Consider the following 13,345-nt stretch of genomic DNA (forward strand, 5'->3'; position numbering starts at 1 on the left):
AGATGATATTGGCGCAATTTGCTCTCTTAAAAAAAAGCGCGTTAAGTGCCGTGTCCATATGGGCTCGTGCTTACGCGGTGCTTATGCAGGCCAATTAGGTCAGCGTTCCAAACGAGGAATGGGAATTAAGTCATTGAGAAAATGGTGGACGCACTAGGGCTTGGCCCTAGGAGCCGCTGATTAAGAGCGCATGCCCCATCATCATGCCCTACGTCACATTTTCACCTACAGATGGAAGGTCTCCATTGCGCCTCATCCCGGCCATACGGCATGACGAACATGAGTCCCAAAAGCGGTCATGTCTTAGCTACGCTTCTGCCACGACCGCTAGCCGCCATGACTAAGTCCATGGCGATCCAAATTTGCGCTCAGTTATGGGCTCACGGCCTAGACTGACAGCGCCGAGCAAGTCGCTTACCGTCGATCGCCTCCTTTGCTCTCTATCAGTATATTTATCAGGAATGTCATCCGATCGGCCATCAGTTCCGGCTGGGTCAGGGGGTTGCTGACTAGATGCCCTCCCTCCGGCTCTTCAAGATAAAGGACCTTCGCACCCGCATCGTTCAGTTCGGCCGCCAGTTTTCGCGCATGACCCGGTCCGACAACATCATCAGACGTTGAGGCAGTAACCAGCATAGGGGGATAAGCTTTTCCCTCTACTACATTCTGGTAAGGTGAATATCTTTCGATTGCGGCCCGCATGGCTGGGTCCGCTGGATCGCCATATTCGTCCGTCCATGCCGCGCCCATGCCCAGGAAGGGCATTCGCACCAGATCGGTCAACGGCACGTCGCTGACGATCGCTCCGTATAGATCGGGGCGTTGCGTGCCCATAACCGCGGCCAACAAACCACCATTGGATCTGCCGAAAACGCCCAGTCGGGCGGGGCGGGTAAAACCATCGGAGATCAGCGCCTCGGAAACGGCGGCGAAATCGTCGTAGCTATTCTGTCGTTTTTCCCGAATTGCCGCTTGGTGCCAGGCCTCACCACGCTCTCCGCCACCGCGAATTAAGGCCACCGCCAATGCGCCCCCGCGCTTCAGCCAGGGAGCTAGCGATTTGCCGCCCACGCCTAGGTCAAAATAGGTTGGCGAGTGCGATGCGCCGAACGCGCCATACGCCGTTAAAAGCGTTGGCGTCTCGCCGGGGGTTTCAAGCGTTTTGGGTTGAAGCAGGAAATAGTCGATGTCTGTCCCGTCTTTCGAGCGGGTCGATTTCAGCGCTACCGAAAATTTTTCGGCGTCAATGACCGGCGCTTCGGAGAAGAGCAAAGCCAGCTCGGCCGTATCACTGACCAGTTCCAGGCGGGTCGGCACGAGATAACCTGAGCGCCGAACGATAACAGCATCGCTATCCGGATCAACTGCGCCGAAGCCGATCGTCGTTCCGACCGCTTCGGGCGGTTGACTTTCAATTGCCCAATTCTCCCCGTGGCGGGTCGCCGTCACCATGCGCTGCAGGCCGCGCCGATCGAAAATCATTCTGACCTTCGATGTCCCCGAGGCGATGCCGTACATCATGTTGGTCAGAAACTCGTCGCTTTGAGGCGAGTAAAGCACGCTAAGGCGCTTCGCATTCGGTACGTCCACCGCCGTGTCATAGGCAACCACGGTTTCCGCCGGAAATAAGCGGCCGCCTATCTTGGCATCCTGTGACAGCTGGGCGACGATGCGCCCACCGGTCGGGCTTGCCATATTCGGCTTGATCTTGGGCGGAAGGGATGTGCGCTCAAGAGTTCCATTGCTGCGCACGAGCAAGGTTTCGAAGGTGGAAGGATCGACAATGCGTAAAATGGTCCCGACGCGATCCCGCCCGACGCCGGTTGCGCCCAGCACCAACCGCGCATCCTTCGGTTCGGCCTGGAATATCACGCGCGCCCGATTAAGGGGGCTGCCGCGTTCCCAAAGATAGATTGCGGCTGGCGAAGCTGTAGGAAGTGTCGGCGTTTCGCCCGCACTCTGGCTGATCAGAAGATGATCCTGATCCATCCAGATGGCGCCGCCCTGACCGGCCGGTAAATGGAAGCCACCAGGAACAAATTCGCCTCGAAGAAGATCGAATTCCCGCAGCTCGACGTCGACGCCTCCGGCCGGTGAGAGCGAAAGCATGCACCGCGTGAACTCGGGCGGCAGGCATGCCCTTTCCATGCCAAAAAAATGCAGATCATATACCGCGCCCGCACCGTCGCCCAGCGCCTCCACGTCAAGAACATCGCGCCATTCGCCAGGAAGCCCTTGCGAGTTACGCTTGGCCACGGACATGATGCCGCGAGGATGCGCCGCCGACCGCTGAAAACGCACCGCCAGCGGGCCGAGAATCGCAAGCTCGGGGGGAGGGCTGCTGTCCGCGATTAATTCCGTCAGCTCAAGCCGGAGCCTGTCCCGACTGGGCATGGTGGCAATGATCTTGCGAGACTTGGCGGTCTCCTCGGCCGCCCAAGCCAGGGCCTTGGGGTCATGCTGCCCCTCCAGCCACTCATATTCATCTGGAGCCGCCGAAAGCGGCGCAGGCGCTGCGATTAACGGCAAGATGACGAGTATATTTTTTAGCGTTCTCATCACCGGCGGGCCCTCAATCGGGTCGGCTTGAGTAGGGCGGCTTGGTGTCAACGCGCGGCGGCAAAATCGCGCGACCGTCGCGAACGACAATGCGGCCGCCGACGATGACGAGTTGCACTTTCTTGAGATCCTCCAAATTCTGGTCCGGCTTGCCCCCGACGATGATTAGATCGGCGAGCTTGCCCGGCTGTAATGTGCCCAGGCGGTCGTCCATTCCCAATATTTCCGCATTGGTCCGGGTGGCAGCGATCAGGGCCTCCGGCGCGGAATAGCCGAGACGGCGGAAGTTGCGCAGCTCCTGAATATAGGCCTCGGGCAGATGACGATGCCAGTCGACAACCAGATCCGTCCCGACGCCCAACTTGACGCCCGATGATTTCAGCTTGGCGCCCATCGCGAACATGCTCGCATCCGAGATTGTGAAGCGGCGCGATGTGGAGCCGTAATAGCCGCCCATCGCATTGATATATTGGTAAGGGACAAAGGTCGGGACGGATGCGATGCCTTTCTTCGCCATCAACGCCACCGTCTCGTCGGTGCGCGGCAGCGGATGCTCGACACTGTCGACGCCCGCCTCCACCGCCATGCGCGTATAGATGGATTCCGAATCCACCGTGACGCGCAGGCCAAGCTTGTGGGCCTCGTCGACAGCGGCATTGACTTCATCCTGGCTGAAATGGCTGGCGAGTTTGATCAGGTCAGCGCCGCGTTTGAAATTGGTGCGCACGGCCTTGCGCCAATCCTCGGGGCCCGACGCCTCGCGCACAGCCGCATCCGGATAGTCGGGGGCGGTGCGGCTTCCCATGCCTTCGGTGCCATGACCACCCTCGCCGACGATCAACTGGCCGGCGGCGAAGATGCGCGGACCCGGGATGTTTCCGGCGGCAACCTCGTCCTTAAGCAGGAAAGGCGCCATGCCGTGGGAGGCGACGTCCCGCACGCTGGTGATGCCGCTTTCGGCGAAATAGCGCAGCCGTTCGGCGCCGCGGATCGCGGCCCCCGCCTGGCTTTCGTCGGATGTCGGTGCCGGCAACCCGAAGCTCTGCACATAGGTCAGATGGGTATGCAGATCGATCAGACCAGGCATTACGGTGCGGCCTTGCGCATCGATCACCTCGGCGCCCTGCGGTGCCTTTGCCTGCGCGGCAATGCGGGCGATCCTGTCGCCTTCAATTACGATATCGACCGTCCGGACCTCGGCCCCCGTTCCATCGAACAGGCGCGCATTGCGGATGAGGATTATTCCCTTCGGGGCGTTGGTGCCAGGCGCGACCGGCACCCGCCGAAGATCGTTGCTGGTTTCGGTCTTCGCATCGAACAGCGCGGCGCGATCGTTGGGCTTGGCCAAGGGCGGATCGGCCGCCTGAACGGCGGAGGCTGCAAGAATGAGGCTCATGCCGGCAAGGCGGAGCGGGACCCTCACGGTGTCACTCCGTCGCTCGGCTTGGGCATCGCATATTCCTTGGGCGGCGTGGCGCCCATCAGGTTTTTGACCATATAATCCCAGGTTATGCGTGTCGCATAATCGTTCCAGGCATGGCCGAGATTGGGGATGATCATGAGGTCGAAATCCTTATTTGCTTTGATGAGGGCGTCGGCCACCTGGAGGGTCAACGCGGGCGAGACGTTCGAATCCATATCGCCATGCATCAGCAACAATTTGCCCTTGAGATTCTTGGCGATGGCGGCGTTGGATGTGGCCGCATAATTGTCGCCCTCAATCGGGCCGTTGTAGCTTTCGCCCCATCCGTAGATATAGCCGCGCTGATCGTGGTTGCCGGCATGCGCGACACCGACCTTGTAGAAATCCGGAAAGGTGAACATCGCCCGGGCGGTCGCATTTCCGCCACCGGAAATGCCGTAGAGACCGACCCGGTCGACATCCATCCAACTCCGCGTGCGACCGAGTTCCCGGATCGCCGCGACATGATCCTCGAGGAAACCGCCATTGGCGAGCTTGCCGTAGGAAAGATTGAGAAAGGCCTTGTTGCGGCCCGGCGTGCCACGCCCGTCGACCAGCACCACGATGAAGCCCAGCTCTGCCAGGGAACTGGCAAAGCCATAGTCGAACACCGCATCCATGAAGGCATTGGGCGTTCTGCGGGCCTGCGGCCCCGGATAGATTGAATCGATCACCGGATAGCGTTTGGACGGATCGAAATGGCTGGGCCGCAGGATCACGCCGTAAAGAATGGTGGTCCCGTCCGCGGCCATTGTCGTGAAGCGTTCGGGCGCTGTGAAGCCTCCTGTCTTTAGCGGCGACGGATCGGCGCGCTCGAGCAATGTCACAAGCGTCCCGTCGGATCGACGCAAGACACTGACCGGGGGTGTCTCCACCGTCGAATAGGTGTCGACAAAATATTTCCCGGTCGGTGAAAAGCTGGTCGTGGCGCCGGGAGCCGCGAGCGGGTCTGCGTCGAGCTTCTTGGGGAAACTGTCCGCGAACCCGACCGAATGATCGGCATCCTCAGGGGTCAGTCGCGCCATCGCCCCGGTTCCGAGATCCAGGCGGTACAGGTTCGAGAGATAGGGGTCGGCACCATCTCCGCGGCCATTGGCGCGGACCCAGGCGACATGTCTGGTCTGATCGAGCCGGACTATGCTCGTGATCTGCCCTTCACCTGTGCCCAGAACCCGCTTCACCCGGCCATCGGCGCCGTAGACGTAAAGCCGACCATGGCCATCACGTTCGGAAAACCAGAGGATCTCGCCATTGTCCAGCATGTGGATCATCGGGCGCTGGCCCAACCCACCCGCCGCCTCGATGAACGTCTTGGACTCCTCGGAAAGCAGCTGCCGTGCATCGCCCGTTGCAGGGTCGGCGCGATAGAGCTTCATCTCTTTCAGATATCGCCCGCGGACGACGAGCCCAATCGATCGGCTGTCCTTCGACCACCAGGCCTCTCCGGTCTCCACCGAGGTTTGCAGCAGGAACGGAATTGGCGGTACGCCGAGCTTGACCCCTTGCCGCGTGGCGATGTCGAACACCCAAGGTTCGAATGTGGGAATATCGGGGTCGCCGGGTTGAGGCATCCGCCAGGAATGAAGCTTTGGCCGGACCGATCCGTCGGTCGGTACGGACTGGAGAAGCCCCATCCGGTCGGCTTTGCGATCGTCCATTCGTTGCGTGAGCACGCGCCTGGAATCGGGCGACCATAGCAAAGCCGGCGGGGAGTCCTGCCCCGCGATTTTCTTTGCCGTTGCCCCCATATTGGTGCCCGGCTGAGTCCCCCAGCCATAGTCGGCTACTCCGTCCGTGGTCAGCGCAAAGCCTTCACCGCCATCCGCCGGCTTGATCCAGATATTGTCGTCCTTGATGAAGGCGCGCCATTTGCCGTCCGGAGAGGGAACCTCCGCTACGGATGGACTAAACACCTCGCGGCCGTGACAGGCCATGGGCGCCCCGGAGCAGGACCAGAGCTTGCCGTCGATCATCGCCTCGATCGCGCCCCGGCCACCGTAACGGAACCGGTCGAACGGCAATTGGTCCGGCGCGACGTCTTTGCCGAGCGCCTTGGACAGGCTGGCGGCCACCGCCGCATGGTCGAATGCCGCTTTGCGCGCCCCGCCGGCTGCAGCGTTGACGATTACGAAAACGGCGCGGTCGGGCGCGGTCTGGCGACGATACCAGAAACGGTCGCCCTCCGGCATCCAATGGGGCTGCACCTCGGCATTCAGTACGGCGCGCTGACCGTTGTCGGACAGGAAGCGCGCCGCGCGATCATAATCGGTCTTGGCAAGCGCCGGCGTGGATGCCGGCGGCGCCGTCGCTGTCTGAAGCGAAAGCGCCGGTGTGGGCAAGGATGCGGCCGTGGACAAGAATATGGCGGCCGCCATTTTTGGGTGGAGGGTCATAGTGTGGCTCCGTCGGTCGTCTGGAAAAGCGGTCGCTAGAATTTGGTTTCCAGCGCGAGACCGATCGTCCGTGGTTGCAGCACGGTCCAGTTGTCCTGATTGGGATTGGCGCTCGGGTCGAGATAGGCGCGCTTGTTGGTGAGGTTTCTCACGAAGAGACGCGCACTCCAGCGATCGTTTGAAATGCCGGCATTGAGATCCACCGCCACATAATCGGATAGCTCGAAATAATCGAAACCGGTGGGGAAGCCGGACTTGCGATCACCGACATAACGGATGCCGCCGCCCGCTTCGCCGTTCCAGCCGCCGCCCACATCGAACTGGTAATCCAGCGTGACTGCGCCGCTCCACTTCGGAGCGTAGGAAAGTTGGTCGCCCGGCAATCCATCCAGCGACGGAATGGGATCGATCAATTTGGCATCGGTATAGGCCGTGTTGAAGCCGATGCGGAGTGCACGCGCCGGCGTGATGGATGCATTGAACTCGACGCCCTGGCTACGCGCCTTGCCGCCATTGGCGAGAAAGCTGATCCCGTTCGAGAAGCCGAATGCCTGAATGTCGGTCCAATCCACCCGGAAAAGGGCGACATCGACCATCGCCCGCCGATCGAGGAATTCGGTCTTGAGGCCAAGCTCGTAATTGGTGATGCGATCCGAATTCACCTGGGGCGGTATACCTGGCAGAGGTGAATTGGGGCCACCCGGACGATAGCCGCTCGCGACCCGCGCATAGACCATCGTATCTTCATTGATATGCCAACGCGGCGCGACGGAATAGGTGAAGACATCTTCCTTGGATTTGGAGATGGTTGTTCCGTCTATTCCGAAAAAGACATAGAGTGGCCCGCCTGCGGTGAGCGCGAAATCCTGCTTGTTCCTGGCGAAACGGCCGCCAAGGCTGATGTCGAAGGCATCGCTGAACTTGTAGGTCACATTGGCGAACGCCGCCATTTCGCGATACTCGGTCGGTATGGTCGCGAAGGCGAACGGGTTGAACGAGCCGGCGACCGGCACCTCGTTGACGTCCAGCGCAAAATCCTCCTGGACCATCAGCGCGTCTTCGTCGGTGTAGAAAGCGCCGATCAGCCATTCCAGCCGCTGACCGGCGGGCGAGGATAGCCGAAGTTCCTGGGTAAATTTTTTGACAACCGTGCTGACCCGATTGCGATCCAGCCCCTCGGGAATGACGGCGCCGTTGGTATAGTTGGGCAGGGCGGCGCTCACGAGCGGGAAATATGCGCCATAATAGGCGGTGGAGTCCGAAGCTCTGCGGATCTTCGCGTTGGAATAGGTGCTGGCCGAGACGAAATCTGCCCAGCCCAAATCCCAATTCAATGTACCGGTATAATAGCGCAGCTTGGATTTGAATGGCTGGTCCAGCCTGTGGCTGCTTGTCAGTCCGCCATGGATGGGCGTGCGTGTTCCGGAAATGAGCGAAACCGTGGCGCTGCCGTCGGCGTCGATATCCTGTGCGAGTGCCGACAGTCGGACGCTGAGCCGGTCGGTCGCCTGCCACAATAGGGCAATCCGGCCACCCGTCAGGCGGACGTCATTTTCGTCCTTCTCACCGGTAAGGCCATTGTCGATATATCCCGGAGTCATCTGATTATAGACGCTCACTCTGGCCGCCAGCTTCCCCGCGACGATCGGCAGATTGACCGATCCCTTGACGCCCCACCCGAGATCGTCGGCGCTCGCGATGGTCAACGCCTCCACGCCGGCTCGTCCGGAAAAGCGATTGAGGTCAGGGGCTTTCGTGACATATTTGATCAGCCCGCCCATCGTGTTGGCGCCATAGAGCGTGCCTTGCGGCCCTCTGAGCACTTCGATCCGGTCGATATCATAGGGCAGCAGATCGAGCGCATAGTTGGGCGCACCCACCCAGCCTGCACTGGAACCCAGAGGGGAATCGTCGATATAGGTGCCGACCATGGTCGTCGATGTGATGGGCGGGAGGCCGCGCAGGGTGATCCGCGCCTGGCCTGGCGTGCCGCCACTGTCGACGACCAGCCCTGGAACATATGCAGAATAGTCCGCCAATTGCGCAGCGCCCATCCGCTCGAGCCGAGGCCCGCCGATTACGCTGATCGAAGCGGGCACGTCCTGGACATTTTCCAGTTTCTTCTGCGCCGTCACGATAATCTCGCCATCGCCCGGATCGCGTTCCGTCTGTTCCGCCGCCGACGTGGATGTGGAGGCAGGGTTCGCCACCGGCCGCGCTACGCTATCGTCTCCGGACAAAGGGATGACTGCATAGGTTTGCGATCCCGTCGCGCGGACGGTGAGGCCTGTTCCCTTCAAGAGAAGGTCCAGCGCCTGCTCGACACTCATTCTGCCGCGCACGGCATTAGCGCGCTTGCCACGTGTGTGTTTGCGTGCGGCGAAGACCTGGACATTGGCCTGTCGCGCCAAAGCCGCGACTGCTGTCGTTGCCGATTGGGCAGGGATGTCGAAGTTTCGTTCCTGGGCCATGGCGGGCGCTGCCGCCATGCAGACGGTCGCACTGGCCGCGAGCGCAATGTCCCTGTAGAATTCCGATTTCATAGCCGTCCCCCATCTTTTTGCGCTCTTGCGCCGATGATTCCAAGGAGACCTGGCTTGATCATTTTCCTTTTTTCCGTAGCGTTTTTTTTCGACGATATGATTTAATATGGGAAAAATAAGGAAAGGGATGCGCTCATGTCTCTTATCTTTAAGAGGCGCGCATCGCGCGGGGGAAAACGAAGGAACGACAACGTCGAATAAAGGGGGCCTAGACCGGCGTCGCCGGACAGCGAAGTGGGTGGCCAGCATGGTCATGCCCCACGAACGTTTTGTGCGGGCCTGGCTGCGACGATCCCAACTTTCCCTCGAGGATGTCGATGAAGTGATTCAGGATTGCTATTGCCGCTTCGCAATGCTCGACGCAGTCGAGCATATTGAGCGCCCGGATGCCTATTTCTTCACGATGGCGCGCAACCTCGTCGGGCGCCGGATGAAACGGACCAAGGTTGTCCCGATCGAGGCGCTGAGCGAATCCGAAGTGGCTGGCCTTATTGACGAGACACCCTCGCCGGAGCGCCATGTTGCGGCCCGCATGGAGATGAACAGCCTGCGCGCCTTCGTTGCTCTGCTTCCAGAGCGCCGCCGCCGCGTCGTTGAGATGCGCAAGTTCGAGGAACTGTCGCAAAAGGAGATCGCCACACGGCTCGGCATCACCGAAAGTATCGTCGAGAATGATCTGTTCCAAGGCATGCTGGCAATTCAGCGGGCATGGCGCGAGATGAGAGGCGAGGCGGAGGGGCGAGCCAGCGATCGCAGCACAGATCATCGCGGACGTGGAACCCGGGCATGATGATGTCGCGCGCAGAGCTGGACGGGCAAGCATGGCACTGGGTTATCCGCATGGACGCGGGCGATTTGAGTCCGGCCGAAGAAGCGGAATTTCAAGCCTGGTTGGCCGCCGATCCGAAATCTGCCGGAGCCCTTTTGGAGGCCGAGGCGATGTGGATGGCGATGGACGGATCGGGTGCAGCAGCAGCCAATGACGACATGGCCATTTCCGAAGTCGAGATCGCTCGCGCCCCTTGGTTCAGCCGCCGATCCATGCTGGCTGGCGGCGCTGCTCTCGCTGCCTCTGTCATCGGCGGCGTGCTGATCGCTGGCAGTGGCACTGTTTATGCGACCAGTGTCGGGGAGATACGCAGGGTTCCGCTTGCGGATGGTTCAACCGCAGCGATCAACACGGCTAGCCAGATCAATGTGCAATTGGCCGAAGCGAAGCGGTTGGTGCGACTGGACCAGGGCGAAGCCTGGTTTCAGGTTGCAAAGGATAAGACGCGGCCCTTCATCGTCGAAGCCGGCCGGATCCGGGTGCAAGCTCTCGGTACGGCCTTTTCGGTACGCCGCCGTGACAAGGGCGCGGATATCCTCGTGACCGAAGGCGTCGTTGAAGCATGGGCGGAAGGCGCCGACGGCAATAAAATCAAGCTGTCCGCGGGCCAGCGTGCGTTTGTCGCCGACAATGCCGCAATTACCAGCGCCCCGGCGGAACTCGCAGCGGTCGACCGCACGCTCGCCTGGCGTAGCGGCCGTGTTGATTTTGTCGACGATCCGATCGAGCAGGCCGCAGCCGAATTCAACCGCTACAATCGGCGCAAGCTCGTGATCCTCAGTCCTGCGATCGGCAGCGAACGGTTCGACGGTATCTTTCGCATCGACGACCCCGACGGCTTTGCAGTGGCTGTGCGTGACAGCTTGGGCGTTCCAGTCGACCTATCGCATAGGGACGAGATCAGAATCGGCCGAACGGAATGAAATAAATATAGTGGGCCGTGACCTCTATCTCGCCAATTTTGTGGTTCCTGGCTCGACAAACCTCTCCGGTTTCCTCCCGTCGCGATGGCTCCGGTAGGGATTAGGGATAGTGCCTCGCTCGAACTTGCGCAGCGCAAGGCAATTTGGACCGTTTAGCCGGTGATTTCGAGCGGACGTCTCCAAGCTCAGTGGATGTCTGGTACTTGCCTGTCTGAAACCAGAAGCTACTCTACTGCAATCGGCCACGAACGGCGGCCGCCCCAGTTGCGTTTGGCCCATTGCGCCCGAAATAGGCCATTTAGATCAGTCCTCAGCAAACCAAGTCGCCGATGGCGAAGGGGCGGGATTGAAAGGTCTACGCCCCTGATCAGGGAAGTCGCTTGACCGGAGGTGGTGTCCAGCGTCCGTCGGCTGCCTGTGCTTGCGGCAAGTAGAGGCGCAGGTTCATGCTGAACGCCCCGGCAGGGGCGGGCAGCCAATTCGCTTCCTTGTCCGCGCCCGGTGAAGCGTGCTGGATATAGAGATCCAGCGACCCGTCGGGGTTGAAGGCCAGCTTGTCGCGATCGCCGATCGCATAGCGGCCGAGCGGGTTGGCAACGAAAAACTGATCGGCGCCGTACATGGTCAGTGACCAGAAGGCATCGGCGGGCGGGATCTGCTCCTTGTCGAAATGCAGGACATAGTGCGACGCGCCCGACAGCGGCTTCCCCTCGCTGTCGACGGGCGCCATCGGATAAAGGGCTTCCTCGGGCGGCAGCGCGCCGAGCCCCGCATAGCCAATGAAGGCGCGTTGCAGATAATCATTGCCATAGACGCCGATCGCATTGCGCATCGGAACCCAGCCCGCCGGCGAGAGGCCCAGATTGCGTCGCCGCTGAATGATATGCTGATAGGCGTCGGTGGCAGCGCGGGTCAGCGCCTGCTGCACTGCCGGATCGGCTACGGCAAAGTCGAAGCTCCGTCCGGGCACCAGCCCGACGCGTTCCATGCGCAGCAGTATCGAATTGTCCGCGGCATGCGGCGGGTTCTGTTTCATCAGTTCGGCAAACAGCCCGAAAAAGGCATCGGGCTTCAACGCGGCGACCTGGTCGACCGGAGGCGTTTTCATGTCGACTGCAGGGTCGATCCTGGCGGCTGAAGGCGCATGGGATTTTCCCCCCGTGGATAGCGGCGCCGCAGCCAGCCCGGCCTGTAGCTTGTGCACATGGGCATAGTCCGCCGCGCCATTGGTCTGGATGCGCCCGATAACCCATCCCACCTCGGTTGGGCTGACGATCGCGCGCATATTCTTTGGCAGCGTCCCCTTCCAACGCGGGCCGACAAGCGCGAAGGTTCCGCCGCGGTTTCCGGTGGTGCGGGAGCCAAGGGTCGCGAAGACGTCGGTCCACATGTCCATGATCGGGATGACATGATAGCGGTCCCCGGTGTCGGGCAGCGTCAGTATCAGCGGTTCCTTGCCGACATCGAACCAGAGTATCGAATAAAGTGTGTCGGCGTTGGGTCGCACGACGTCGCGGAAGCTCGCGTCGGGATAGGCCGGCAGATGCGCAAAGCGGTTCATCGGCGCGTGCCGATCACCGGGCGACGCGACATTGGTTGCGACACGCCGGGTCACTTCCATCAAAACCAGCGGATAGGCGTAGGTATAAGCCTCCACGCCGATGGAATAGGCTTCCGCTTCGCTGATGGCCGGGGCTGCCTGGGATGGGCCTGCAGACACGGCGGTCGCCATTGCGAAAAGGGCAAGCAGCATTTTCATCGAGGGGCCTCCGGGCTGATATGGTCGACGTGCGCTAGCCGGGATCGTACCGGAGGTCTGTCACCCAGCCGACAATCTCTTGGATTCTTCCCGGCAGCCAATATGAGGGGATAAGGGAGGGCCGGGCGATGTCGACGAGGCCGCTTGCGAAGACGGTTCAGGAGAAATGGACCCGCGACGATCGCATGGCGCCGCTGCGTGCCTGCCCGCTGTTTCTGAACTGGCCCGAAGCGCGACTTGTCGAGGTCGCCGCCATTGCGCGGGTGGAACATTATACGCGCGGCACGGAAATTTTTGCACGCGACCCGCAGAAGCGTGAGGTCTTCATCATCGCCTCGGGCGGAATAGAAGTTAGCCGTTGTTCGGCGGCGGGAAAGAAGTTCGTCCTCAGTGTTGTCGGTCCGCACGAGGTGGTCGGGCTGGTCCGCCTGCTTGCGCAGGTTCCGATCCACTATGAATATCGGGCCTATGACGACAGCATGCTGTTGCACCTGCCATGTGATGATCTTATCGCTATCCTCGATGCCGATCCGATCCTGTGGCGCGATATCGCCCTGCTGATGTGCGCGCGACACGGCGACAGCCTGCGAATGCTCAATGACCAGACGCTCGGATCGCTCGAACAGCGCATGGCTGCGATCCTGCTCGACCTCGCGCGTATTCACGGTATTGCGGGAAATGGTGGCACCGAACTCGGCTTGCGTCTGCCGCAGGAGCAATTGGGCGCCATGCTCGGCGTGACGCGGCAAAGCGTAAACAGGGTGCTGCGCGATTTTGAACGCGGGGGGCTGATCGGAATCGACTATAACCGGATTACGATCTGCAACGCATCCGAGCTTGGCGATATCGCCGCGCGGCGGGGGTAGCACTTGCCTGT

8 protein-coding genes are annotated in these 13,345 nt (G+C 61.0%); 3 read left to right on the top strand and 5 right to left on the bottom strand.

Features of this window, described 5'->3' with window-relative positions:
- Positions 1 to 414: 414 nt before the first annotated feature.
- Genes AC07NV_RS16905 through AC07NV_RS16920 form a run of 4 tightly spaced genes read right to left on the bottom strand, consistent with a single transcriptional unit; the run spans position 415 to position 9,212 of the window.
- Positions 415 to 2,559 (bottom strand): prolyl oligopeptidase family serine peptidase, encoded by a 2,145-nt coding sequence (locus tag AC07NV_RS16905; protein WP_495167546.1) that lies wholly within the window; start codon positions 2,557 to 2,559, stop codon positions 415 to 417.
- 13 nt (positions 2,560 to 2,572) lie between these two features.
- On the bottom strand, positions 2,573 to 3,955 hold the full coding sequence (locus tag AC07NV_RS16910) for an amidohydrolase family protein (RefSeq protein ID WP_495167547.1): 1,383 nt from the start codon (positions 3,953 to 3,955) through the stop codon (positions 2,573 to 2,575).
- A 23-nt stretch (positions 3,956 to 3,978) separates the two neighbouring features.
- Complete coding sequence (locus AC07NV_RS16915) at positions 3,979 to 6,414, bottom strand: S9 family peptidase (protein WP_495167548.1); 2,436 nt, start codon at positions 6,412 to 6,414, stop codon at positions 3,979 to 3,981.
- A 35-nt stretch (positions 6,415 to 6,449) separates the two neighbouring features.
- Complete coding sequence (locus tag AC07NV_RS16920; RefSeq protein ID WP_495167549.1) at positions 6,450 to 9,212, bottom strand: TonB-dependent receptor; 2,763 nt, start codon at positions 9,210 to 9,212, stop codon at positions 6,450 to 6,452.
- On the opposite strand from AC07NV_RS16920, the gene AC07NV_RS16925 reads away from it, so the two are divergent.
- On the top strand, positions 9,205 to 9,747 hold the full coding sequence (locus AC07NV_RS16925; RefSeq protein ID WP_495167550.1) for an RNA polymerase sigma factor: 543 nt from the start codon (positions 9,205 to 9,207) through the stop codon (positions 9,745 to 9,747). The two genes, AC07NV_RS16920 and AC07NV_RS16925, sit on opposite strands and share 8 nt — an antisense overlap.
- Positions 9,744 to 10,709, top strand: a complete 966-nt coding sequence (locus AC07NV_RS16930; RefSeq protein ID WP_495167551.1) for a FecR family protein — start codon at positions 9,744 to 9,746, stop codon at positions 10,707 to 10,709. Before AC07NV_RS16925 ends, AC07NV_RS16930 begins: the two co-directional genes overlap by 4 nt.
- Before the next feature lie 367 nt (positions 10,710 to 11,076).
- Here AC07NV_RS16930 and AC07NV_RS16935 read toward each other — a convergent pair whose 3' ends face one another.
- Complete coding sequence (locus tag AC07NV_RS16935; RefSeq protein WP_495167552.1) at positions 11,077 to 12,468, bottom strand: DUF1254 domain-containing protein; 1,392 nt, start codon at positions 12,466 to 12,468, stop codon at positions 11,077 to 11,079.
- Between the two features lie 128 nt (positions 12,469 to 12,596).
- Between AC07NV_RS16935 and AC07NV_RS16940 the strand changes: the two genes are divergently transcribed.
- Complete coding sequence (locus tag AC07NV_RS16940; protein ID WP_495167553.1) at positions 12,597 to 13,334, top strand: Crp/Fnr family transcriptional regulator; 738 nt, start codon at positions 12,597 to 12,599, stop codon at positions 13,332 to 13,334.
- Positions 13,335 to 13,345: the final 11 nt, after the last annotated feature.

The sequence above is a fragment of the Sphingopyxis sp. GW821-FHT10B01 genome (genome assembly GCF_059415685.1).